Raw genomic sequence first — 26,680 nt, 5'->3', positions numbered from 1 at the left:
GGAGCGGGTGTTGCCGGACCTGTTCGCGGCGACAGTGGCGCGGGATCCGGGGGCGGTGGCGGTGGTGTGTGGCGACCGGCAGTGGACCTATGGCGAGCTGGATGCGGAGTCGAATCGCTTGGCGCGCTTACTGATCGGCCGAGGTGCCGGGCCGGAGACGAGTGTCGCGGTTGCGTTGCCGCGCTCCTACGAGTCGGTGCTCGCAGTGTGGGCGGTGGCGAAGTCGGGGGCGGCATTCGTCCCGGTCGATCCACGCAATCCGGGGGGCCGGATCCAGCACATGCTCACCGATTCGGGCGTCGCGACGGGAATCACGCTGTCGGAGCAGAGGAATCGACTGCCCGGATCGGTGCCGTGGCTGGTCCTCGACGAGCCGGCGGTCGAAGCGGAGGCGAAGGGGTTGCCGGCCATGCCGGTGACCGATGCCGAGCGCACCCGGCCGGTCCGCGTCGATCACGCCGCGTACGTGATCTACACGTCCGGCTCGACGGGTGTGCCCAAGGGCGTGGTGGTCTCGCACCTGGGGTTGGCGAACCTGGTGGCCGAGCAGCGCACGCGGTTCGACCTCGGGCCGGGCGCGCGGGTGCTGCACGCCGCGTCCCCCAGTTTCGACGCGGCGGTCCTGGAACTGCTCTGGGCATTCACGTCGGGCGGGCGGCTGGTCATCGCGCCACCGAACGTCCTCGGCGGAATCGAACTGGCGCAGGTCATTTCGCAGAACTCGGTGACCCATGCGGCGCTGACACCCACGGCCCTGGGCACGGTCGACCCGGCCGGGCTGCGGAGCCTCGGGACCGTTGTGATCGGCGGCGAGGCGCCCCCACCACAACTGGTGTCACGGTGGGCGCCGGGCCGGAAACTGTTCAACACCTACGGTCCGGCGGAGGCCACGATCCAGACCGATGCCGGTGCGCCGATGGTGCCGGGTGAGACCGCGACGATCGGCGGCCCGATCCGTGGCGTCCGTGAGGTCGTGCTCGACGCATGGTTGCGTCCGGTGCCGCTCGGCGTCGTCGGCGAGCTGTACCTCACCGGTCCGGGACTGGCTCGCGGGTACCACAACCGGACAGGTCTGACAGCGTCGCGGTTCGTCGCCGATCCGTTCGCGGGCCGCGGGCAGCGCATGTATCGGACCGGGGACCTGGTGCGATGGCTGCGGTCATCGGAGGGAGGTCTGACCCTCGACTATGTCGGCCGGTCGGACTTCCAGGTCAAGATTCGCGGCTTCCGCATCGAGCTCGGCGAGGTCGAAGCGGGTCTGCTGGCCTGCCCGGGAGTGGCTCGTGCGGTGGCGACCGTGCACCGCGGCTCCGACACCGGCGATCGGTTGATCGGGTACGTGGTGCCCGAGCCCGGCGCCGAGCTGGACCCCGTCGCGGTCCTCGCGTTCGCTGGGCAACGATTCGCCCCGCACATGGTGCCGGCGACCGTGATGGTGCTCGACACGCTGCCGACGACGGAGACGGGCAAGATCGACCGCCTCGCGCTGCCAGAGCCCGACTTCAGCACGGGCCGAACCGAATTCAGGGCACCGGTCACCGAGACGGAGACGACGCTCGCGGGACTGTTCGCCGAGGTGTTGGGGGTCGACACGATCGGACTCGACGACTCGTTCTTCGCCCTGGGCGGAGACAGCATCATGTCGATCCAGCTGGTGACTCGGGCCAAGGCGGCGGGTCTGGTGCTGTCGGTGCGTGAGGTGTTCGAGCGCAGAACGGTTGCCGGACTGGCCCAGATCGCGGTCCGCGACAGCGCCGCGACAACCTCCATTCCGGCCGAACTGCCCGGCGGAGGTGTGGGGCCGATGCCGTCGACGCCGATCATGTGCTGGATGTTCGAGCGCGGCGAATTCGACCGCTTCTGCCAGTGGGTGATGCTCACGCTGCCGAACGGCATCGAGCAGACCGCCATCGCGGCGACCGTGCAAGCGGTGATCGATCATCACGACATGCTGCGGGCCCGGCTACAGCCCGACCCCGCACACCCATCGGGCTGGGCCGTGCAGGTGCAGCCGACCGGGGTATCCGCCGCCGGACTGATCCGGCGGGTGCCGGTGGATGCGGCACCCGACAGCAGCGCGTTCGCCGCGATCGCCGACGCCGAGGCACGCGCGGCCGCCGAACGCCTCGACCCCGCCGCGGGAGTCATGCTCCAGTTGGTCTGGTTCGCCTGCGCCGCCGGGCCGGGCCGGCTCCTGGTCGTCGCGCACCACCTGGTGGTGGACGGAGTGTCGTGGCGGATCCTCATTCCCGACCTTGCTGTCGCCGGAGCCCAGGTGAGCGCCGGGCAACGGCCGCAACTCATGCCCGTCGGCACGTCGATGCGACGCTGGGCGCACGCTCTCGACACCGCTGCCGCGAACCTCGATGAACTCGACTGGTGGCGTTCCACTCTCGCCGGCGCTGATCCGCCGATCGGGACGCGCCCGCTCGACCCGGTCGTGGACCTGCAGGCCACCGTCGCCACCGTTCGGGTGACGCTGCCCACCGCGGTGACCCGCGCGGTACTCACCACCCTGCCCCGGGCGTTCCACGGCAATGTGGACGATGCACTCATCGCCGGGCTCGCACTGGCTCTGACCCGGTGGCGACGCCGCCACGGCGACGACATCTCCGACACACTGCTCACTCTCGAAGGCCACGGGCGCGACGACACGGTTCTGCCCGGTGCCGACCTCACCCGCACTGTCGGATGGTTCACCACCACCTCCCCGGTGCGGCTCGACCTGTCCGATATCGACATCGACGACGCGTTCGGCGCCGGCGCTGCCGCGGGAGCGGTCGTCAAATCGGTCAAGGAACAACTCCGGCGGGTCCCCGGCCACGGGATCGGCTACGGGCTGCTGCGCTACCTCAACACCGACACCGCCCGCATCCTGGGCGCGCTGCCCGACCCGCAGGTGAGTTTCAACTACCTCGGCCGGTTCGACACGATTCCCGACGCGTTGCGCGACACCGGGTGGATGCCCGCCGGTGACGATGCCGCGGGCGGCGCCCAGCACCCCGACGCATCCGTGGCAGCCGTGCTGGGCATCAATGCGGCCACCGAGGACACGCCGGACGGACCTGCCCTGACCGCGGCCTGGGACTACCCGGCCGGCCTGATCACCGCCGCCGAGGTCACCGAGCTCGCGGAACTGTGGCGCGATGCGGTGACGGCTCTCGCCGCCCACGCGTCCCGCCCCGGCGCCGGCGGGCTGACGCCGTCCGACGTCGGACTCGTCGACCTCGACCAGGCCGCGATCGACCGGCTCGAGGCCCGATACCCGGAGCTGGACGATATCTGGCCGCTGACGCCGCTCCAGGCGGGGCTGTTGTTCCACGCCCAGCTCGCCGACGGCACCCGCGACGACTACATCGTGCAACTCCGGATGGAACTCGGTGGGCGCGTCGACGCGGACCGATTACGCCGCGCCGCACAGACTCTCATCGGACGGCATCCGAATCTGCGGACCACGTTCGTTCAAGACGGTACCGGCGAGCCGGTCCAGGTCGTGCACCCCCGCGTCGACGTACCGTTCACCCGGATCGACCTCGCGGAAGGCGCCGATACCGCGGCCGCGCTCGATCAGCTCATGGACGCGGACCGGCACTTCGACATGACCTCGGCGCCGCTGCTGCGCCTCACACTGATCAGCACTTCCCCGCAGCGGTACACGCTGCTGCTGAGCATGCATCACATTCTGATCGACGGCTGGTCCACCCCACTGCTGATCCGGGAACTGCTGATCCTCTACGCCGGCGACAGCCACCCGAGTGCACTGCCCCCGGTTCGTCCCTACCGGGACTACCTGATGTGGCTGGAGGCCCAGGATCAGGATGCGGCGGAAGCGGCGTGGGCGCGGACACTCGAGGGCGTCACCGAGCCGACCCTGCTGGCGTATGCGGACCGCGGCCGCCGGCACAGCGCGGCCGCGCGCGAAGTCCGAGTTCGGCTGAGCGAGCACCGCACGGCGGCCCTGGTCGCGGTGGCCCACCAGCAGGAGAGCACCCTCAACACCGTCGTCCAAGCCGCCTGGGCGATCGTGCTCGCGAGCGCGACCGCACGTGAAGACGTCGTCTTCGGCACCACCGTCTCCGGACGCCCCCCACAGCTCCCCGGCATCGAATCGATGATCGGCCTGTTCGTCAACACCGTGCCCGTCCGGGTCCGGCTCGACTACGGCGAAAGTCTCGCTCAGCTGCTCCGGCGAATCCAGGCCGAACAGGCTGCGCTGCTCGATCACGACCACCTCGGACTCGCCCGGATCCAGCGGGTGACCGGGTTCGGCGCGATGTTCGACACCGTGACCGTCTTCGAGTCCTACCCGGTCGACACGGCCGGGTTGTCCGAAGACACCGACATCGCCGGGATGCACGTCCTCGACGTGCAGGGACGAGACGCCGCGCACTACCCGCTCGGTCTGATCGTCCATCTCGGTACCCGGCTCGAGTTGACCTTCGAATACCAGTCCGGACTGTTCTCACCGGACGAGATCGACGCCCTCGCCGGCCGGGTGCTGCGCGTGCTCGACGCCATCACCGATGACATCGATCTCTCACTGCTGCGCGTCCAGCTGCTGTCGTCGGATGAGCTGGCCACCTTCGCACCCGTTCGCGGTAGGCCCAGCGTGGAGACATCGACGTTGCCGCAGGTGTTGGCCGCCGCAGCGACGTCCGACGCGGACGCGTTGGTCTGTGACGGTGCACGGTCGTCCTACCGCGAACTCGACGAAGTCTCGAACCGGTGGGCGCGGATACTGATCGGCGCCGGAGCAGGACCGGAATCGTTTGTGGCCGTGGCGTTACCGCGCTCCATCGACGCCATGATCGCCGTCTGGGCGGTCGCCAAGACCGGCGCCGCGTTCGTGCAGATCGACCCCACCCAGCCCGAAGACCGGATCAGCGGCATTCTCGCCGATGCCGGTGCCATCGCCGGGCTGACCGCCGAGACCTATCGAGACCGGCTGCCGGAGACCACCACGTGGCTCAGCCTCGACAGTCCCGGATTCGCCGCGAAGGCAATGTCGTTGTCCACCAACGTGATCGACGATTCCGAGCGTACGGCCACGCTCCGGCCGGAGCACCCCGCCTACCTGATCTACACCTCGGGCTCGACCGGGACCCCCAAGGGCGTCGTGGTCACCCATACCGGGATTGCGAATCTGGCGGCCGAAGCGCGGGAGCAGTTGGGCCTCACCTCGTCCTCTCGAATGCTGGCCGCGGCCTCGCCGACCTTCGACGTGTCGATCCTCGAATGGCTCGGCGCCGTCGCCGCCGGAGCCACCCTGGTGCTCGCACCGGAGCGTGTGGTCGCCGGCGCCGAACTGGCCGAGCTGATCGAGGCCGCACAGGTCACCCATGCGGCCGTCACTCCGACCGTGCTCGCATCGCTGCGCCCGGACGGACTCGATACCCTTCACACCCTGATCCTCGGCGGCGAGACATGCTCACCGGATCTGGCAACCCGATGGGCCCCTGACCGCACGCTGATCAACGCTTACGGGACGACCGAGACGACCATCCAGAGCTGCACCGACGTCCTCCGGACCACAACCGCCGACAGTCCGCCGCCGATCGGCGGCCCGGCCCGCGGGTTCTCCGCCGTCGTGCTCGACCGCAGATTGCGCCCGGTCCCGCCCGGAGTGGTCGGCGAACTGTATCTGTCCGGACCGGGCATCGCCCGGGGTTACCACGGGCAACCCGCACTCACGGCAGCACGATTCATCCCCGACCCGTACGGGCCGGCCGGGACCCGCATGTACCGCACCGGCGATCTGGTCACCTGGACCAGCGACCGAAGGCTGCAATACCTGGGCCGCAGCGATCTGCAGATCAAGGCCAACGGCCATCGCATCGAACCCGGCGATATCGAAACCGCGTTGTGCAGCCACCCCGACGTCTCCCGCGCCGCCGTCGCGGTCCATACCCGGCCCGACGGCGTCGACCAGCTCACGGGCTACGTGGTGCCCGCCCCGCACACCACACCGGATGCCGCGGTGCTGACCAGGCACCTCGCTACCCGATTGCCCACCCACATGATCCCGACCGCCATCGTGACGCTCGACCGGATTCCGCTCACGACCACCGGCAAACTCGATCACAACGCCCTGCCCGCACCCGACCTGCGCAGTCGGCCTCGGTTCCGCGCGCCGTCCACCCCGCTCGAGGCCACCGTGTGCGAAGCCTTCGGCCAAACCCTCGACGTCGAACGAATCGGAGTCGACGACGGCTTCTTCGCTCTCGGTGGCAACTCGCTGGCCGCCACCCAACTGGTGGCGCGGCTCGCGGAGTCCACCGGTGTCACCGTGCCGCTGCAGTGGCTCTTCACCGATCCGACGCCGCAACTGCTGGCCCGCCGCATCGAGAGCCGCCGCGACGGCCTCGCAGGGCCGGATGTCGACGGACAGGATCTCGACGGGGCGCTCGCCGTCATGCTGCCTCTGCGGGCGGCCGGATCCGAGCCGCCACTGTTCTGTATTCACCCGGCGGTCGGATTGGCTTGGGGTTTCACCGGACTCGTGCAGTACCTCGATCCCGACCGTCCCGTCCGAGGGCTGCAATCTCCCGCGCTGTCCGACCCCACCGTGCGGTTCGACACGCTCGACGAACTCGCCGCCCGCTATGTGCAGGAGATCCGGTCCGTCCAACCGCACGGTCCCTACCATCTGCTCGGCTACTCGCTCGGCGGCACCATCGCGCACGCGATTGCGGTCCAGCTCCGCCGCGACGGCGACTCTGTCGCGACGCTGGCCATGATGGACACCCGCGTCGTCACGGCCGACAGCTTCCGGGGTCCCACACCCTCCGTGGCGACGATGCTCGCCGAGTTCGGCGGTTTCGCCGTTCCGGACGGTCACACCGAACTGAGCGTCGAAGCCGCAACCGAGTTGCTGCACCGGCAAGGCGGACTCTTCACCGAGGTGACCTCCGAACATCTCGTGAGCTTGCAACGCGACTACACCCGGCTCATCGACCTCACCTGGAGCCATCGGCCGGGACTGTTCGACGGTGATCTGATCTACTTCAGCGCCGCCGACCACCATGTCGACGGGTCCTCCCCTGCTCATGCCTGGAACGACCACATCACCGGTCGTATCAGCGAGCACCGGATTCCCGTTCAGCACGAACGGATGACCGATCAGGATTCGCTCCGCGCCATCGGTTTCGTCCTCACCGAGCACTTCCGGTCCATCCACACCGCCCCCACGGAGTCACAAACCCCAGCAAGGACAAGCCGACCATGAGCACCGACCGATTCGTCGGAACACGTTCCGGCGTCGAGCCAGTCAACCTGTTCGACCCCGATGTGGCGGCCGGTAACGGCATGCACCCTCACCTTGCCGAACTGCGCCGGTGGATGGTCGAGTACCTGTGCCAATCCCACCCCGACCTGGGCCGGCCCGGCCATGTCTGTCCCTACACCAGCCATGCCATCGCACTGCGATCCCTGTGGGCCGCATTCATCCCTGGTCGTGATATCGACCGCTCGCGCATCAGCGCGATAGTCGCCGACCTCTACGACCTGTTTCCCACCCTGCCACCCCGGAAGGAACCCGATTCCAAACTCAAGGCCGTCATCGCGGTCTTCCCCGACCTCACCGAATACGCCGACATCGACACCGTCCAGCACGACCAGAAAACCAAATTCGTCGAACAGGGCCTGATGCTCGGCCAGTTCTACCCAGGCTGCACCGTCGCCGGCCTCCACAACTTATCTTTCCCCGCCCTCGACGCCCCCCTCCCCATGCTCGCCATCCGCTACATGGCCCCCACCGACTTCCCATTCCTCAGCTCCCGCCACGAATGGATGAACTTCTACCTGAAAATCTTCGCCCCCGCCATCCCCAAGTTCATCGCCACCGCCATGTCCGACAGACTCGTCGTGACCCCCGATGCGCCGACCGACCTCGGCCCTGATGGCCGGTAACGATCCGTCTCAACCGCTCATCTTCTACGGCCCGAAAAAGGTTCGGCTGCAACTGAATCGGGAGACGCACCATCGCCGATCCGGCATCCCGGTGACCCGCCGATCGGGCACAGAGATTCGCGCCAGTGGCTCCGAACCGTTCGTGGGTAGCGGACCACCGTCGCGGCGCTCGATCCCATCGAGCACGCTATTCGGACCCGCGAGCGCGAGGTTGGAAGATGAAAGATGCTGTGCACCACACGGTTAGGTGGCCCCGGTACATCGCGATCGCGCTTGGACCGCGACTCATGTCGTTGTGATTCGTTTGCCGCGTGTCGGATTCGGTTGCGCGGCATGGCGTCCGGCCGTGGTCGACGCGCCCGCGAAAGCCACACCGTATTCCGTTACCCGGGCGGTGTGCTCGTCCATGATGCTCTCGGTGTCCGCAAGAAGTCCGGTAGAGGCTCCCCTATCGCCTGATGCGCCCCTCTGGCCTTGCATGAAGCCCTCGACACCGCCACCCCCGGCGGGCGCCTGGTCTTCCACGTCTTCGACGCGCTGGCCGACTTCATCCGAGGGTACCGACCCAGCACGACGGCCATGTGTCAGTCGCCCCCGGCGGCGGGCTTGAACTTCACGCTGACCGTATGCGTCTGCGCCGAGGAGATCCCGCCGCCGATGGTGACGACGTACGCCTTGATGCCCGCCTTGGCCTCGTTTTTCACGGCGATGTTCAGCTCGATGGCGCATTCGTCGAGCGTCAACTTGTCGCCCGAGCCCGCTTGGGCCTCGGTCAGTTCGGACTTGAGATAGCGGATCATGTCCGAAAGTTCGATCGCGCCATCGGCTGGAATGGTCATGCCGCGCTGCCTCTCGCTTGACGGTTCTTCTCAAGCCGGGTCCGGGGGTCGAACCCAAGAATATTCGACCGCTGCCCCGACGTACGTCGAGACGCGCCGGATCGCAATCGGTGACGACGACCCGCCTATCCACTCGGAATTCCGACTACCTGAATACCGGTCCCGGCTGATCGGCTACCCCGTATACGCCCGCGGCAGGGACGACGACGCGCGATTGTGGCCCGGCCCGGGATGGGGGCCGCTACCGGATGAGGCCGCTCTCACCGGGCGGCACGATCTCCGGTGCGGGGCCGTCGCCGAAGCTGCGGGCGAACAGCCGATGTCGACCGTTCGCTTTCCTTGCATCCCCATCGCCGAATTATTGAGCAGCAGAACGACATTGATCGGCGCTCTCGACATGTAGGCGTGAGATCCGGCTGTCATTCTGACCGGTCGTGCCCTTGTGACTGAATGATGGTGCGAGCAAACAGTTTTTGTTGGCAAACTCGCGCATACTACGGCCGGAGGCCGAGTCGGTCGGCGGTTGGCCCTTATCTCGGATTCAAGGGGATTGGACCCGATGAGCAAGTCCAACTCATACCCGTTCGTCGTGGACGAGCCGATCGTGTCGAGGCTGGACTCCAGCACGCTGCACGCGATCGGCCGCAATGTGTGGCCGGTCGAACTGCCAGAGCTACCGCCTACATCCCCGATCGGGCGTTCGCCGCACGGCCCGGGTTCGGCGAAGCAGTGACCTCCGGAAACCTCGCTCTCGGATGGATTCCGCTCCGATAACCCTCAACTCAGACGACGACGGGGCTCCAGGCAACTGGAGCCCCGCCGTGTCTCTGCCGGAGTGGCTACCGAGGATCGGGGCGTCCGAGCACTTCCAGCCACCCGACCGGTTCCCACCGGTAGAACCCGGCCCCGCAGGTGCAGTCCTCATGACGAAATCCCTGTGCGCTGCGCCAGGGCCGCTGCCCCTTGAGATCACCGTAGTACTCGCCGAAAATCGGGCGGATATCGAAGTTACCGCAGCTGAGGGTGCTATCGGTCGTGGGGCCGGGTCCGAACAGGCGCGACCGCCGGATCCCCCTACCAGGGGATATGCCCGAACTTCGTTGGAGTCTCGGCGATTGCTACCGGAACCCCAGAGAAAGGCAGCGATCAATTGCTCGGAAGAATCCGCCGGGGTTATGGTTGTGGCGCTGCCTGAGCTATTCGCCGTGCTGCGGATGGATCGGCCCGTATTTCCACTGCTGATTCGGTAGCAGTCGACCGAGTAATCATCCACGCACGTTGCACGGGGATGGCCCTGGTGCAATCGAGTTGAATGGATCATTAGAAGGATCAGCAATGTTCGCAATGACCAGGCAAACGGTGGCTCGGGCCGTCCTCGCCGGTGCGATTGCGGTGGCTCCGGTCACCGCCGTGACCGTGCCGGTCCAGGCCGATGTGGTCACCAACTACACCCCCGCCCCTGTCGATCAGCACTGGGACCACGGCTGGGAAAGTAAGCACTTCTTCCCGCCGGGCTGGGGATTCTTCCCGCCGGGCTGGGGAATCCCTCCGGGATGGTTCCACAAGCTACTGCCGTTCGAGTTCTTCGATTGGGACTGGGACTAGCACAGCGTTCCAATGCGACTGCCGGCGCCGACACTCGCACACGGACGCCGACGTGGATGGCCGTGTAGGCGGTGCGCACCACCGCCCAGTTTCGGCGTCGCGAATTCGGTGTGGTTCGTCGTGACCTCGAGGCCCACAAACGTGGTGTCGCGGTTTCTGTGTGACCGATCGTGACGACTGCCCCGCGTGTTTGGCCGCGACCCGGTCCGCGGCGTAGCGGCGTGAGCGTCGGCGCATGTCGTATCGGGACGCCAGGTGCAGGCTCGTAGGGGCCAGAAGCAGTAGTCACAGCGGTGGCAGTAGTGGCCAGCTGCCTCGAGGAGCTGAAAGATCTCGAGGTCACCGGACAACCGAATCCCCCCACGGGGTCCTGTTTCCCGCGCGCAACGGTTCCCTTCGCAACCCTGACAACTTCGGGCGCAGCTGGCGTGCCGCACGTGGGGAGAACTACTCCTGTGTCACTCCGCGGATGTTCCGGCGTGGGGTCGGCATGGCAGTCGACAACACCTACAGCGATCCCGAGCGTGCCGCGCGACAACTGGGCAACACCAACGCGGTGGCGAAGGCTCACTACATCGCATCCCCGAAACGGCACAGGACGATCGCGAGGTTCTCGAGCAGTGGGCGCGGGGCGATCGGCCGAAACGTGAGATTTCTGTGAGATCCGGCCGAATTCGAGAGTTCGTCGGCAAAAAAAGATCCCCTCCGACCCAGGTCGGAGGGGATTTCTTGGTCGGGCTGACAGGATTTGAACCTGCGACCACTTGACCCCCAGTCAAGTGCGCTACCAAGCTGCGCCACAGCCCGTTGCATTCGCTCTCGCTCGTGCTCGATGAGATTACCCCAGGACCCCCCTGAACATCCAAATCGGCTGGTACTTGGCGTGTGGCGGGGTAGTGGGACGCGCTTGACCGGGGGTCGAGCGGTCGCAGGATCGGGTTCATCTGATGCTCGGGTTCGACGCACCGCGTGGTCCGGGATTGCCTCGGCATCGGGTGGGCATACCGAGCCGAGGGTGATCCGACGCTTCGGTTCACGATCCCTCGCTGGCGAAGGTGGTCGGACGCCTTCGCGAACTACGTCGGTTCCATGCGTCGGAGGGGTGCGGCATAGGTGCTCGACGTATCGGTGGGGACCTGACTGTCTGCGGCACCGGTCATGGGACGGCAATCGCTTCGACATGTATTCGAAATCGTTTGTGCGGCAGGGTAATAAAGTGCAAAAGGGTGCGGTTTTCATTGCCGCTCTCGGGGTCTGGGTGGGGTGGGTTGCCTCGCCTGTGCTGCCGGTGGTTTCGGGGGCTACTGGACGATTGACAAGTCAAGATCGTTCGAACTACTGTTCAGTACGATGACCCCCGCCGCTCGAAAACCCCTGGTACACATGCCTCATTCGGTTGGCATGGCCACGTAGCGTGGCAGTCTTCAGCATCATTGCTGATCAATTGTTGCACTGAGCCTGGCGGCACAGCTGGGTCAGTTGACCTGGTCTGAAACATCTCCTCGGCCAGGGTCCCTGCGGAAGCACCCCATATCATGCGGGCTCTTCTCTAGGTCGCTGTCGCATCGAAATCCGTTGTGTCGAAAGAGGAATCATCTGTGTCGTCGGCATGTCGTCGACTGGATCCGGACACCGATCGCTCTGTGCGATGGCGTTTAACCGCGGGTTGGCCAGGGTAGAAGAACGGAACTTGTTGGCCGCCGTCGTCTTCGACTGTCCGGCGGTGGATGAGGGCGCGAAGAGGGTGCGTGCCGTGAGGAAGGATTTTCAGAGGTGACCGGATCGGCGTTTGCCGTCGCTATCGTGGGTATGTCTTGCAGGATGCCGGGGGCGGCCGATCTCGACAGTTTTTGGCAGTTGCTCACGGAGGGGCGCGCCGCGATAGGCGCGGCTCCCGAGGGCCGGGGGAGTATTACCGAGCGGGCCGGATTCGTCGGCACCGCAGGGGAGTTCGACGCGGATTTCTTCGGGGTCTCGCCGAACGAGGCGCGGGCACTCGATCCGCAGCAGCTGCTGGCGCTGGAGCTGAGCTGGGAGGCGCTCGAGGACGCGGGCCTGGCCGCCACGGCGCGCGAGGCCCGGCGGTGCGGTGTGTTCCTCGGCTGCACCGGAAGCGATTTCGCTGAAATTCTGGCCTCGCGGGGCGGCCCTGGGGTCAGCCGCCACTCGCTGTGGGGTGTGGGACGCGGCATCATCGCGAACCGCATCTCGAACTACTTCGGTTTCAGCGGCCCGAGCATCGTGGTCGACAGCGCCCAGGCATCCTCGCTGGTCGCGGTGCATCTGGCCTGTGAGAGCCTGCGCAGCGGCGAGAGCGACGTGGCCCTGGCCGGTGGCCTGAACCTGATTCTGTCGCCGACGAGCGGTGAGCGGATCGAACAGTTCGGCGCGCAGTCGGCGCTGGGTGCCTGCTACACCTTCGATGCGCGGGCCGACGGGTTCGTGCGCGGCGAGGGCGGTGGCATGGTGCTGCTGAAGCCCCTGGCGCAGGCTATCGCCGACGGCGACCGGATTCATGGCGTGATCCGCGGCAGCGCGATCAACACCGGCAATGAGCGCCGAGTGCTGAGCGCCCCGAGCCGGGATGCGCAGGCCGCGGCGATTCGCGATGCCCTGACCGCGGCGGGCGTCGAGGCGCCGTCGGTGCAGTACGTCGAATTGCACGGCACCGGAACACCCGCCGGTGATCCGGTGGAGGCCGCCGCGCTCGGTGAGACCTACGGCGCGGGCCGGGCGCAGGACGCCCCGCTGGCCGTCGGATCGGTCAAGACGAATATCGGGCATCTGGAAGGTGCTTCCGGTATCGCGGGCCTGATCAAGACCGTGCTCTGCCTGAGTCACCAGGAACTGGTGGCCAGCCTGAACTTCGAGACGCCGAATCCGCGAATTCCGCTCGCGGAACTGGGTTTACGGGTGGTGACGGGCACCGAGGACTGGCCCGTGACCGACGTGCGCAGAGCGGCTGTGTCGTCGTTCGGCATGGGTGGATCGAATGCCCACGTGATCGTGGAGGAGGCGCCCGCCGTCGGGTCCGCCGCGGGCGGCGAGGCCGGTGCGGTGCCGTGGGTGGTGTCATCCCGCAGCGAGGCCGGTGTGCGTGCGCAGGCGGCCCGGCTGCGGGAGTGGCTGCTACGCCATTCCGATTCGACCGCGGTCGATGTGGCGTACTCGCTGCTGGCCACGCGCGCCCAGATGGAGTGGCGCGGAAGCGTTGTCGGTCGGGATCGCTCCGAGCTGCTGGCCGGTTTGGCAGCCCTGGCCGACCCGACCGCGCCCGCCGCGACGATCGAGCCCGCCATCGGGCGGGCCGAGCAGCGCCGCATCGTGTTCGTCTTTCCCGGGCAGGGCAGCCAGTGGGAGGGTATGGCGCTGGGCCTGCTGGACGCGGGCGGCGCGTTCGCGGAGTCGATCGCGGATTGTGAAGTGGCGCTTGCGCCGTACGTGGACTGGTCGCTGACCGCGGTGCTGCGTCGCGAGATCGGCGCGCCCCCGCTGGATCGCGTGGACGTGGTGCAGCCGGTGCTGTTCGCGGTGATGGTCTCCTTGGCCCGGATGTGGCGCGCGGCCGGCGTGGAGCCGGACGTGGTGATCGGCCACTCCCAGGGCGAGATCGCCGCCGCCTATATCGCCGGCGGACTCTCGCTGTCCGATGCGGCGCGCGTGGTGGCGCTCCGCTCGCGCGCGGTCGCCGAGGAACTGGCCGGTCAGGGCGGTATGGCCTCGATCGGACTCGGTGCCGATGCGGTCCGGGAACGGTTGGCGGTGTACGGGGATCGGCTCTCGCTCGCGGCGGTGAACGGTCCGGCACAGACCGTGATCGCCGGCGACGTCGCCGCGATGGAGGACTTCCTCGCCGCCTGCGCCCGCGATGGTGTGTGGGCCCGCCCGATTCCGGTGGATTACGCCTCGCATTCGATGGCGGTCGAGCGGCTGCGTGATCGTCTGCTCGCGGAACTGGCGCCGATCCGCCCGCAATCGGGGTCGGTGTCGTTCTTCTCCACGGTCTCCGCCGACCGGGTGGATACCGCGGAACTGGACGCCGAATACTGGTATCGCTCCCTGCGCGAGCCGGTCCGATTCGCCGACGCCGTCACGGCGCTGATCGCCGACGGTGTCAACGGATTCATCGAGTCGAGCCCGCATCCGGTGCTCACAATGGGTATCGGCGTGACCGCCGAGGCCGCCGGTGCGGCCGAGAGCGTCGCTGTTGTCGGCTCGTTGCGGCGTGGCGAGGGTGGCCCGGAGCGCTTCCTGGCGTCGCTGGCACAGGCCCACTGCGCCGGCGTGCAGGTGGATCCGGGTGCGCTGGTCTCCGGCGGGGCGCGGATCGACCTGCCGCCGTACGCCTTCCAGCGCCGCAATTTCTGGGCCGGTGCGCCGGCCATGTCCGGTGGCTCGACCGACATCGTCGAGGTCGCCGAGGACCGCACGCCCGAGGGCGGTGAGCAGGCGTGGGATGACAGCCCGCTGGCACGCACACTGCAGGCGACCCCCGTGTATCAGCGCGGCACTGTCGTTCTCGACCTTGTCCGTGCGCAGGCGGCCGCGATCCTCGGCCACGAGTCGGCCCGATCCATTCACCCCGACCTGCCCTTCACCGAGTTCGGCTTCGACTCGGTCAGCGGCGTGGAGCTGCAGAACCGCCTGACGCGCGCGACCGGTGTGCCCCTGCCGTCGTCGCTCATCTTCGACCACCCGACCGCGAATGCGGTTGCGGCGCTGCTGCAGGCCCGGGTCACCGGATCAGACCGGGGGGAGCGCCGGGTCTCGCGGCGCGCGAATACGGACGAACCGATCGCGATCGTCGGCATGGCCGCCCGATTCCCCGGCGGTGTGCGTTCCGCCGAGGACCTGTGGGACCTGCTCGCGGCGGGCCGGGACGCGATCGGTGAATTCCCCGAGGATCGCGGCTGGGACCTGGACCGGCTCTTCGACCCGGACCCCGACAAGCCGGGCAAGGTCTACACCCGCCATGGTGGATTCCTCAGCAGTGCAGGTGATTTCGATCCCGGATTCTTCGGCATCAGCCCGCGCGAGGCCTTGGCGATGGACCCGCAGCAGCGGCTGCTGCTCGAAACCTCCTGGGAGGCACTCGAAGACGCGGGCATCGATCCGGTGTCGTTGCGGGGCAGCGACACCGGTGTCTTCGCCGGCGCCTGCTCGTCCGGATACGCCGGCCGGGTGACCGGTGACCTGGAGGGCTTCCGCCTGACCGGTACGTCGCACAGCGTCATCTCGGGCCGCGTCGCGTACGCGTTCGGCCTGGAGGGCCCGGCGGTGACGGTGGATACGGCGTGCTCGTCGTCGCTGGTGGCATTGCATCTGGCATGCCAGGCGCTGCGCCAGGGCGACAGCTCGCTGGTGCTCGCCGGTGGTGTGACCGTCGCGGCCAGCCCGCATCTGTACGTGGACTTCGCCCGCCAGCGCGGCCTGTCGCCGGACGGCCGATGCAAGGCGTTCTCGGCGGCCGCCGATGGTGTGGCGTGGTCGGAGGGCTCGGGTGTGCTCGTCCTCGAGCGACTCTCGGACGCCCAGCGGCTCGGCCACCACGTCCTGGCCGTGGTCCGCGGTAGCGCCGTCAACCAGGACGGCGCGAGCAATGGCCTGACCGCGCCGAACGGTCCGTCGCAGCAGCGGGTGATCGCCCAGGCCCTCGCCAATGCGGGCATCACCGCGGTCGACGTGGACGCCGTGGAGGCGCACGGAACCGGCACGGCCCTGGGCGATCCGATCGAGGCCCAGGCGTTGATCGCGGCCTACGGACAGGATCGCGACGAGCGGGAACCGCTGCGGATCGGCTCCCTGAAATCCAACATCGGCCATGCCGTGGCCGCCGCCGGTGTGGCCGGCGTGATCAAGATGGTGCAGGCGCTGCGGCACGAGCGCCTGCCGCGGACGCTGCACGCCGAAACGCCGTCGCCACACGTGGATTGGGCCGCGGGCGCGGTGCGCCTGCTGACCGACGCCGAACCGTGGACCGCGGGCGATCGGGTTCGCCGGGCGGGTGTGTCGTCGTTCGGGATCAGCGGCACCAACGCCCACGTGATCCTCGAGGAAGCGCCTACCGCACCGGTTGTGGCCGCCGAGGACCAGCCGGGCAGTACCGCACCGCTCATCCCGGTGCTGGTGTCCGGCAAGGGCGAGGCAGGTCTGCGCGCGCAGGCCGCCCGACTGGCTGCCTGGCTGTCCGAGCGCCCCGAAATCGATATCGCGGATGCGGCCGAGGCGCTGGCGAATTCGCGGGCGCAGCTGGATGCCCGCGGTGTGGTCCTCGGTCGTGATCGCGCCGAGTTGCTCGAGCGGCTGGCGAGTCTCGCCGAATCGGGGACCGGCGCCGGTGTCGTCGCGGGTTCCGTCGGCGCGGGGACGACGGCCTTCCTGTTCACCGGGCAGGGTGCTCAGCGGATCGGCATGGGAGCCGGGCTGTACGAGGCCTTCCCGGTGTTCGCTGACGCGCTGGATTCGGTGTGCGCCCACTTCGATCCGCTGCTGGAGTGCTCGCTCCGGGACGTCATGTTCAACGGTTCCGCCGACGGTGGCACTGCCGTCCTGGACCGCACAGAGTTCACCCAGCCCGCCTTGTTCGCCTTCGAGGTGGCCCTGTACCGCCTGCTGGGGTCGTTCGGCGTCACCCCGGACGTGGTGATCGGTCATTCGATCGGCGAGATCGCCGCCGCGTACGTCGCGGGTCTGTGGTCGCTCGAGGACGCCTGCCGATTGGTGGCGGCGCGCGGCCGCCTCATGGGCGCGCTGCCCGAGGGCGGCGCGATGCTGGCCGTCGGAGCGCCCGAATCCGAGGTGAACGAGGTCGTCGCCGGCTATCCGGGCCGCGTCTCGGTCGCCGCGGTGAATGCGCCGCGGGCCCTGGTGGTCTCGGGTGACGTGGACGCCGTCGCCGAGATCGAGGCTCTGTTCGCCGATCGTGGTGCGAGGACGTCGCGGCTGCGGGTCAGCCACGCCTTCCACTCCCATCGTATGGAGCCGATGCTGGCCGAATTCGATTCTCTCGCACAGGATCTGGCCTACCACCCGCTCCGGCTTCCCGTGGTGTCGAACGTGTCCGGTCAGCTGGCCGGGGACGAGATGATGGAACCCGAGTACTGGGTTCGCCAGGTGCGGGACGCGGTGCGATTCGCGCCGGGTATCCAGACACTGATCGCCTCGGGGGTGCGCCGATTCCTGGAGGTGGGCCCTGACGCGGTGCTGGCGGCGCTGACCCGGCAGACCCTTCCCGAGGACGCCGAGTCCGCGTCGGTGGTGGCCGCGGCCGTGCGCCGGGATCACGATGAGCCCCAACAGTTCTCGACGATGCTGGCGCACGCTCACACCGCCGGTGGGCGGGTGGACTGGACGCCGCTGCTCGGTGGCCGGTCGCCCCGGCGAATTCCCCTGCCCACCTATGCCTTCCAGCACCAGCGATTCTGGTTGCCGCCGCGCCGCGAAGCCACCGGCGACCCCCTTGCCCACCCCCTGCTCACCGGTGTGTTCCCGGTGGCCGGCAAGGACGAGTTCGTCTTCACCGGCCGGTTCTCGCTGCCCACCGACCCGTGGGTCGCCGACCACATGACCTACGGCACCGTGGTGCTGCCCAGCGCGACCCTGATCGAATTCCTGCTCGTCGCAGGCAGCCGGATCGATTGCGGCGTCGTCGAGGAGCTGACCCTGGAGGCTCCGATCCTCCCGTCGGAAACCGATGAGGTCGAACTCCAGGTATCGGTGCAGGAGCCGGATTCGACCGGCCGCCGCCAGTTCAGCTTCTACTTCCGCAAGGCCGGCCGCGCGGGCGAATGGGTCCGCAACGCCAGCGGTGTCCTGGCCCCCGCCTGGGACGGCGACGACGCCCTGCTGGACCAGCTGCGAGACGAGGCATGGCCGCCGGCCGACGCCGAAACCCTCGACACCGCATGGATTCCCGAGCGGATCGCGAAGGGATCCGGACTCGAATACGGCCCGGCATTCCTCGGTGTCGACGCCGCCTGGCAGCGGGACGGGGCCGTCTTCTCGGAGATCACCCTGAATACGGCCGCCGCGCCCGAGCCGGAGCGATTCGATCTGCATCCGGCCCTGCTCGACCTGGTGATGCATGCCGGGCTGGCCGGGCTCATCTGGCGCGATCAGGACAGCGACCCCGATATCGGCCGATTGCTGTTCCGCTGGGGAGGTGCGCGACTGCACCAGCCGCTGGTCAAGGCGACGACGCTGCGGGTCATCGCCGTCGAGAGCGGCCCGGAGACGATCTCCGTTGCGACCGTTGATGATTCGGGTCGGCCTGTGGTCTCCGTGGACGCGGTCGTGATGCGGCCCTATGACGTGAAACAGATGCGCGGCACCCTCGCCGCGGACGACGCCGACCTCTACGACATCCAGTGGACGCCGACGGCGCCCGCGACACCGGGCCCCGCCGCGGACCGGATGGCGGTGCTCGGTTCGGCACCCGTCACCGGAATCGACACCTGCTCGCCGACACCATCGGAACTTGCTGCAGCACAATCGGTTCCGGATATCGTGGCCTGGCGTCCGCAAGAAGGCGCCGCGGCCGGCGATCCCGCGGCCGTCGGTGGCTACCTGGAATCGGTGCTGGCGACGGTGCAGTCCTGGCTCGCGGAACCACGTCTGGCCGACTCCCGACTGGTCGTGGTGACCGCGAACGGCGCCGCGCTGACCGGCGAGACACCGGATCTCGCCGCGGCAGCCGTCTGGGGCCTGATGCGCAGCGCCGAAACCGAATACCCGGGCCGATTCGTTCTCCTGGACACCGACCCGTCGGCCGACGCGCCTGCTGTCGACCAGACGCTGCTCGCCGCAGTGATCGCGACCGGCGAACCGCAGGTCGCGGTGCGCGCCGGAGCCTTGCTCGTGCCCCGGCTGGCGAAGACACGAGCCGACCACGACGCCGAGCCCGGATCCTCGTTCGGCACCGGCACCGTCCTGATCACCGGCGGCACCGGTGGCCTCGGCGCACTGCTGGCTCGGCATCTGGTTGCCGCGCACGGCGTCCGCCATCTGATGCTGGTGTCCAGGCGCGGCGAAACTGCCTATGGCGCACCCGAATTGGTCCGCGAGCTGTCGGAAGCCGGTGCCGCCGTCCGCGTGGCGGCCTGCGATGTGGGCGATCGGGAAGCCCTCGTCTCGCTGCTGGATTCCCTCGACGCCGATCATCCGCTGACCGGCGTGGTCCACGCGGCGGGTGTCCTCGACGACGGCACCCTCGCGGGCCTGACCGCCGAGCAACTGCGGCGCGTGTTCACCGCGAAGGCCGCCGCCGCATGGCATCTGCACGATCTCACCCGCGACCGGAACCTGTCCGCCTTCGTGCTGTTCTCGTCGGTCGCCGCAACGATCGGTTCGGCGGGACAGGGCAACTACGCGGCGGCCAATGCCTTCCTCGACGCCCTGGCGCACCGTCGCCGCGCCGAAGGGCTGCCGTCGATTTCCCTGGGCTGGGGGCCCTGGAACTCCGCCGGTGGCATGACCGGTGGCTTGGACCGCAGTGCCCTCGCCCGCTGGGAAAGGCTGGGCCTGCACCCGCTCGCGCACGACGAAGGCCTGCGGCTGTTCGATGCGGCCACCGGCCGCGCCGCCGCGCACCTGGCCGCGATCCGGTTCGACCCGGCCGAACTGCGCCGCGAAGCGGGCAACGGTGCCGTGCCGTCGGTATTCCGCGGTTTCCTGCCCCGCACCACGACTCAGGCTGCGGCCCCGTCGAGTTCGCTGGGCGCGCGCCTGAGCCGGGTGCCCGAGGCCGAACGTGCCGAAGTGGTGCTCGACCTGGTCCGCGAGCACGCCGCAGCGGTCCTCGGACACGGTTCCGCCGAAGACATCAGTCCCACCGAACGATTCGACGCCCTGGGATTCGACTCGCTCGGCGGCGTCGAATTCCGCAACCGGCTGTCGAAGGCCACCGGTGTCCAACTGCCGTCCACCCTGGTCTTCGATCACCCCACCGCCGCAGCGGTCGCCGCCCTGCTGCACAGCAAGATCGAGGGAACCGAGTCCGGTTCCAGGCCGACCCGCGTCTCGCGCCGCGCCCGTGTGGACGAGCCCATCGCGATCGTCGGCATGAGCTGCCGATTCCCCGGCGGCGTCCACACCCCGGAGCAGTTGTGGGACCTGGTCCGATCGGGAACCGATGCCACCACGGAATTCCCGGACGATCGCGGCTGGGATCTCGAGCGCCTGATCGACCAGGATCCGGACAAGCCCGGAACGGTCTACAGCCGCGGAGGCGGATTCCTCGACGACGCAGGAGATTTCGACGCCGGATTTTTCGGAATCAGCCCGCGCGAGGCCCTGGCGATGGACCCACAGCAGCGGCTGCTGCTGGAAGCCTCCTGGGAGGCGCTGGAGGAATCCGGCATCGACCCGATCACATTGCGCGGCAGCGATACCGGCGTGTTCGCGGGAGCGTGCGCCTCGGGCTATGTCGACAATGTCACCGGCGACCTGGAGGGCTTCCGGCTGACCGGCACCACCCACTCCGTCGTCTCCGGCCGCGTGGCCTACGTGTTCGGCCTCGAGGGACCGGCGGTCACCATCGACACCGCCTGCTCGTCCTCACTGGTCGCGCTGCACCTGGCGTGTCAGGCATTGCGTCAGGGCGAGACCTCGCTGGCATTGGCCGGCGGCGTCACCGTGGCCGCAACCCCGTATCTCTCCGTGGATTTCGCGCGGCAACGCGGGCTGTCGCCGGACGGCCGCTGCAAGGCGTTCTCCGCCACAGCCGACGGCGTGGCCTTCGCCGAGGGCGTGGGCGTCCTGGTCCTGGAGCGGCTGTCGGACGCGCGGCGACTGGGCCACGACATCCTGGCCGTCGTCCGCGGCAGCGCGGTCAATCAGGACGGTGCCAGCAACGGCCTGACTGCGCCGAACGGCCCGTCGCAGGAGCGAGTGATCGCGCAGGCCCTCGCCAATGCCGGGCTCACACCCGCGGACGTGGATGCGGTGGAAGCGCACGGGACCGGCACCCCGCTGGGCGATCCCATCGAAGCCAACGCATTGATCGCCGCCTACGGGCAGGATCGCGGCGACCGCGAGCCGCTGCGCCTGGGATCGATCAAATCGAATATCGGTCACACCGTCGCGGCCGCCGGTGTCGGCGGCGTGATCAAGATGGTGCAGGCGCTGCGCCACGAGACCCTGCCCCCGACCCTGCACGCGGAAACTCCGTCCCCGCATGTGGATTGGTCGGCCGGGGCGGTGCGCCTGCTGACCCGCCCGGAGCCCTGGCCCGCCGGGGGAATGGCCCGCCGGGCCGGCGTGTCGTCGTTCGGAGTCAGCGGCACCAACGCCCACTTGATCCTGGAGGAAGCGCCCGCCGCACCGGTCGTCTCGTCACCGGCCGCCGACAACCCCCGCACGGTGCTGCCGTGGCTGGTGTCGGCCAAGAGCGAGAACGCCCTGCGCGCCCAGGCGGCGAAGCTGCGCCGGTGGTTGATCGATCACCCCGACGCCGATGTGGCGGACGTGGCCTACTCGCTCGTCACGACACGTGCGCGGCACGAGTGGCGGGCAGCGGTCCTCGGCGGTGATCGCGACGAGCTGGTGGCGCGGCTTGCGCAGCTATCAGCCGGATCCGCCTCTGCCGGAGTCGTTTCCGGCACGGTGGGCTCCGGGAAGACCGCCTTCCTGTTCACCGGTCAGGGCGCGCAGCGAGTCGGCATGGGCGCGGGTCTCTCCGCCGCCTTCCCGGTGTTCGCCGCGGCCCTGGACGAGGTGTGTGCCCGGTTCGATCCCTTGCTCGGATGTTCGCTGAAGCAAGTGATGTTCACCGGACACCTGATCGACGATCACGGAGTCGCCGCGGAGACCGGCATCTTGGATCGGACCCGCCTGACCCAGCCCGCGCTGTTCGCGTTCGAAGTGGCGATGTACCGGCTTCTGGAGTCGTTCGGTCTCGTCCCCGACCTGGTGATCGGGCACTCGATCGGCGAGCTGGCGGCAGCGTATGTCGCCGGTGTGTGGTCCCTGGACGACGCCTGCGAGCTGGTCGCGGCCCGCGGGCGACTGATGGAGGCGCTGCCCGCGGGCGGTGCGATGCTCGCGGTCGCCGCGACCGAGACCGAAGTCGGTGCCATGATCGCCGGATTCGGTGACCGGGTATCGGTGGCCGCGGTGAATGCGCCTGCGGCCGTGGTGGTCTCGGGTGACGAGGACGCCGTCGACGAGATCGATCAGCGGTTCACCGAGCAGGGACGCAAGACGAACCGTTTGCGGGTGTCGCGCGCGTTCCATTCGCCTCGGGTGGAGCCGATGCTGGCCGAGTTCGAGACCCTCGCCGCGCGCGTGACGTTCGATGCACCGCGGATTCCGTTGGTGTCGAACGTCTCCGGCCGGATCGCGGGCGACGAGATCCTGGCGCCCGGGTACTGGGTGTCACAGGTGCGCGCCGCGGTCCGCTTCGCCCACGGTGTCGAGACATTGACGGCGTCGGGCGTGCGGCGGTTCCTCGAAATCGGCCCTGATGCGGTGCTGGCGGCGATGACCCGGCAGACGCTCCCCGCAGAGGCCGAGGCCCGATCGATGGTGGCCGCGGCCGCCCGCCGGGACCACGACGAGGCCGAACAGTTCCTGACGATGCTCGCCCAGGCACACAACGCCGGGGTGGCGGTCGACTGGAACCAGCTGTTCACCGCCCGCCCGATGGCGCGAATCGCCCTGCCCACCTATGCCTTCGACCATCGGCGGTACTGGCTCGAACCCAGTCTCGACCAGCCCCGCAATGTTTCCTCGGACCATCCGCTGCTCACCGATGTGGTGCGAGTGGCCGACCGTGACGAGTGGCTGTTCACCGGGCGGCTCGGGCTGCGCACCGATCCCTGGATCGCCGACCACACCACCTACGGCGTGGTGCTCGTCCCGAGCGCCGCGCTCATGGAGATGCTGCTGGTCGCGGGCCGCCGAATCGGCTGCGACGCCGTGGAGGAGCTCACCCTCGAGGCGCCGATCCTGCCGCCGGCGGACGGCGAGGTCGAACTCCAGGTCCTGGTGCGGGAACCGGACGCCGAGGGACGCCGATCGTTCACCTTCCACTACCGCCTGACCGGCGACGCCGCCGACGGCGAGTGGACCCGCAATGCCAGCGGCGTGCTGAGCGCCCGGCAGTTGATCGACATCGGGCTGGTGGACATGGTGCGCGCCGGTTCCTGGCCGCCCGCCGACGCCGAACCGGTGGACCCCGAGTGGATTCCGGCCCAGGTGGCGCGTGCTGCCGGACTGGAATGGGGACCCGCGTTCTTCGGTATCGAGGCCGCCTGGCGCAGCGGTGACACGGTCTTCTCCGAGGTCACCCTGACCGAGGACACCCCAGCCGACCGGTTCCAGCTGCATCCGGCGCTGTTCGACATGGTGATGCATGCCGGACTCGCCTGCCTGATCTGGCCCGACCACCAGGGCGACGCCTCCGAGGGCAAACTGCTGTTCCGTTGGGGCGGAACGCAATTCCACACCACGTCCACGGTGACGAGGCTGCGGGTGATGGCCATCCAGCGCAGCAGTGAGGCGATTTCCGTCGTGGCCGTCGACCAGGACGGCAACCCGGTGGTCAGCATCGACCAAGTGCTCATGCGCTCCTACGACGTCCAGCAGTTCCGGGCCGCGCTGCCGGGCGGCCGCGCGGCACGGTACGGGTTGCGCTGGGCGCCCGCGGAGGTGCCCCACGATGCCCCGGCCGCGAGCACGGCCGTGCTCGGGGCCGGGCAGGTGGCCGGAATCGATGAGCAGTACCCGGATCTGGCGGCACTCGCCTCGGCTCCGATCGTTCCCGACGTCGTGGTGTGGTCCGAAGCCGCTGCGCTGCACGATGGTTCGCAGCCCTCCGCGCGCGATCGGGTCGATGCCGCCCGGCGCGTGATGCGGGACTGGTTGGCCGACGAGCGATTCGCGCGGTCGCAGCTGGTCGTGGTGACCGGCCGGGCGGCAGCGCTGCCCGGAGAGACACCGGATACCGGATCGGCCGCGGTGTGGGGTCTGATACGAAGCGCCCAGACCGAGTATCCGGCGCGGATCGTGCTGCTCGACGTCGAGGAATCCGCTGGTGTGCAGCACCTTTCGGCCGATTCGATCCGAGCCGTGATCGCGACCGGAGAACCGCAGGCGGCGGTGCGGGGCAATGGTGTCCTGGTGCCGCGACTACAGGCGCTGACATCCGCGGCGGCCGAGCAGGTGTCGTTCGGTCCCGGGACGGTGCTGATCACCGGCGGTACCGGGGGACTGGGCGCGCTGCTGGCCCGTCACCTGGTCGCCGAACACGGGGTACGACACCTGCTGCTCGTCTCGCGTCGTGGCGAGAGTGCGGACGGCGCAACGGAACTCGCGGCCGAACTGTCCCGATCCGGTGCCGAGGTGCGGATCGCCGCCTGCGATGTCACCGATCGCGACGCGTTGCGGGAGCTGCTGGCCGCCGTGCCGGTGGAGCATCCGCTCACCGGTGTCGTCCACACCGCGGGCGTGCTCGACGACAGCGCGTTCCACACGCTCACCGGTGACCAGATCGACCGGGTGTTCGCACCGAAGGCCGAGGCGGCGTGGACTCTGCACGAGCTCACCCGGGACATGAAGCTGTCGGCGTTCGTGATGTTCTCGTCGATCGCCGGCATGATCGGTTCGGCCGGGCAGGCGAATTACGCTGCCGCGAACAGCTTCCTGGACGCCCTCGCGGTGCAGCGCCGCGCCGCGGGACTACCGGCGCTCGCGCTCGCCTGGGGGCCGTGGCAGCAGGACATCGGCATGACCGGCGTCCTGGATCGCGCCGCCATGAACCGGTTGGAGCGACTGGGGCTGGCCCCGCTGGATCGTGCCGAGGGCCTGCGTCTGTTCGACGAATCGCTGACCACGGCGGAACCGGTGTCGGTGCTGGTGCAGCTGGATACCGACAAACTGCGCATGGAATCGCATTCCGGTCCGGTGCCCGCGGTGCTGCGCGGATTCGTTCGCACCCGCGCGAGGTCGGTCTCCGCGCCGAGCGGTGTGCAGTCGCTCGGGGACCGTCTGCACGGTGTGGCGGAGGCGAAGCGCCGCGGGTTCGTCCTGGACCTGGTGCGGGAGCATGTGGCGGCGGTGCTGGGCTACGGCTCGGCCGACGACATCGGACCCGATCGGGGCTTCAACGAACTCGGATTCGATTCCCTCGGCGGCGTCGAATTCCGTAACCGGCTGGCGAAGGTGACGGGGCTGTCGCTGCCCTCGACCCTGGTATTCGACTATCCGACGGCGGGTGATGTCGCCGACTACCTGCTGGCGCAGACCGTGGTGACGGCGCCGGCGCAACCGGCGTCGGCGACGGCCGACGACCTGGCGCGGCTCGAGGCTCTGCTCGAGCGAATCATCGCCAATGGCAGCGACAACGACGAGATCGTCACCGGATTGCGGGGCGTCAACGAGCGCCTCGTCGCCCACCTGGGTGGCACGTGGTCGCGCAGCGGCTATGACGATCTCGAATTCGATTCCGACACTGCGCTATCCGACAGTGAGCTCTTGGATCTGATCGACGAGGAGTTTGGCCCAGCATGAGCAACCCCGGCACCAGCAACGAGGAACGGCTCAGCCGGTATCTGCGCAAGCTCACCGGAGACCTCCGCGCCGCCAAGAAGCACATCCAGGATCTGGAAGACCGGGCCGGCGAACCGATCGCGATCGTCGGCATGAGCTGCCGCTATCCGGGCGGGGTCGAAACTCCGGCGCAGCTGTGGGATCTGGTCGCCTCCGGCACCGACGCCATCGGGCCCTTCCCGGCCGACCGCGGCTGGGACCTCGGGCGGCTGTTCGACACCGACCCCGATACGCCGGGCACCATCTACACCCGCGAAGGCGGATTCCTGGATGCGGCAGGCGATTTCGATGCCGGATTTTTCGGGATCGGCCCGCGCGCGGCCCTGGCGATGGATCCCCAGCAGCGCCTGTTCCTGGAGGCGGCCTGGGAGGCCCTGGAGGACGCGGGCATCGATCCGGTGTCGCTGCGCGGCAGCGACACCGGTGTGTTCGCCGGCGTGATCCATCAGGACTACGGCCCCCGCGTGGGTTCGCCGGGCCTGACCGCCGAGGCGGAAGGCCATGCCTACCTGGGTGTTTCCTCCAGCATCCTCTCCGGCCGGGTCGCCTTCACCTTCGGTTTCAAGGGCCCGGCGCTCTCGGTGGACACCGCGTGCTCGTCGTCGCTGGTCGCCCTGCACCTCGCGTGCCAGGCGCTGCGGCAGGGCGACACCTCGCTCGCCCTGGTCGGCGGTGTCACCGTGATGTCCGACCCCGCCCTGCTGATCGCCTTCGGCCGGCAGCGCGCGCTGTCCCCGGACGCGCGGTGCAAAGCCTTCGCGGCGGCGGCGAACGGGACCGGA

At 68.8% G+C, this 26,680-nt stretch carries 7 protein-coding genes, 1 tRNA gene and 1 pseudogene (1 of these 9 running past the window's edge); 7 read left to right on the top strand and 2 right to left on the bottom strand.

Annotation, left to right across the window (positions count from 1 at the left end):
- Positions 1-10: 10 nt before the first annotated feature.
- The 3 genes and pseudogenes from ACQP1O_RS28880 to ACQP1O_RS28870 all read left to right on the top strand — a co-directional run.
- Positions 11-3,241, top strand: a pseudogene (locus tag ACQP1O_RS28880) (amino acid adenylation domain-containing protein); the annotation flags it as partial.
- Positions 3,242-7,225 (top strand): amino acid adenylation domain-containing protein, encoded by a 3,984-nt coding sequence (locus tag ACQP1O_RS28875; RefSeq protein ID WP_433567828.1) that lies wholly within the window; start codon positions 3,242-3,244, stop codon positions 7,223-7,225.
- Positions 7,222-7,908 (top strand): DUF6875 domain-containing protein, encoded by a 687-nt coding sequence (locus tag ACQP1O_RS28870; protein WP_433561588.1) that lies wholly within the window; start codon positions 7,222-7,224, stop codon positions 7,906-7,908. Before ACQP1O_RS28875 ends, ACQP1O_RS28870 begins: the two co-directional genes overlap by 4 nt.
- A 584-nt stretch (positions 7,909-8,492) precedes the next feature.
- Here the strand turns inward: ACQP1O_RS28870 and ACQP1O_RS28865 are convergent.
- The gene (locus ACQP1O_RS28865; protein ID WP_433561587.1) at positions 8,493-8,747 is read right to left on the bottom strand and encodes a trypco2 family protein; all 255 of its coding nucleotides are present in this window, start codon (positions 8,745-8,747) and stop codon (positions 8,493-8,495) included.
- 559 nt (positions 8,748-9,306) lie between these two features.
- Here ACQP1O_RS28865 and ACQP1O_RS28860 point away from each other — a divergent pair.
- Positions 9,307-9,480, top strand: coding sequence for a hypothetical protein (locus tag ACQP1O_RS28860; protein ID WP_433561586.1), 174 nt, complete (start codon positions 9,307-9,309; stop codon positions 9,478-9,480).
- A 602-nt stretch (positions 9,481-10,082) separates the two neighbouring features.
- A complete protein-coding gene (locus tag ACQP1O_RS28855; protein WP_433561585.1) occupies positions 10,083-10,352 on the top strand; it encodes a hypothetical protein in 270 nt (89 codons plus the stop codon).
- Positions 10,353-11,082: 730 nt separating this feature from the next.
- On the opposite strand, the gene ACQP1O_RS28850 is transcribed toward ACQP1O_RS28855, so the two are convergent.
- Positions 11,083-11,159 (bottom strand) — tRNA-Pro (locus ACQP1O_RS28850).
- Positions 11,160-12,125: 966 nt separating this feature from the next.
- Here ACQP1O_RS28850 and ACQP1O_RS28845 point away from each other — a divergent pair.
- Both ACQP1O_RS28845 and ACQP1O_RS28840 read left to right on the top strand, forming a co-directional pair.
- Positions 12,126-25,859, top strand: a complete 13,734-nt coding sequence (locus ACQP1O_RS28845) for a type I polyketide synthase (RefSeq protein WP_433561584.1) — start codon at positions 12,126-12,128, stop codon at positions 25,857-25,859.
- Positions 25,856-26,680, top strand: the 5' portion of a protein-coding gene (locus ACQP1O_RS28840; protein ID WP_433561583.1) for a type I polyketide synthase. The gene runs 14,970 nt beyond the window's last position; only the first 825 of its 15,795 coding nucleotides appear in the window; it begins with the start codon at positions 25,856-25,858; its stop codon lies beyond the right edge, outside the window. The genes ACQP1O_RS28845 and ACQP1O_RS28840 overlap by 4 nt, the downstream gene beginning before the upstream one ends.

It is taken from the genome of Nocardia sp. CA-151230 (assembly GCF_050942175.1).
Classification (GTDB): Bacteria; Actinomycetota; Actinomycetes; order Mycobacteriales; family Mycobacteriaceae; genus Nocardia.
This window is presented reverse-complemented; position numbering and strand designations above follow the sequence as displayed.

Bases quoted from the DNA above. Each gene is read 5' to 3' on its own strand.
- ACQP1O_RS28870 (WP_433561588.1), top strand. From the start codon at position 7,222: ATGAGCACCGACCGATTCGTCGGAACACGTTCCGGCGTCGAGCCAGTC.
- ACQP1O_RS28865 (WP_433561587.1), bottom strand. From the start codon at position 8,747: ATGACCATTCCAGCCGATGGCGCGATCGAACTTTCGGACATGATCCGC.
- ACQP1O_RS28860 (WP_433561586.1), top strand. From the start codon at position 9,307: ATGAGCAAGTCCAACTCATACCCGTTCGTCGTGGACGAGCCGATCGTG.
- ACQP1O_RS28855 (WP_433561585.1), top strand. From the start codon at position 10,083: ATGTTCGCAATGACCAGGCAAACGGTGGCTCGGGCCGTCCTCGCCGGT.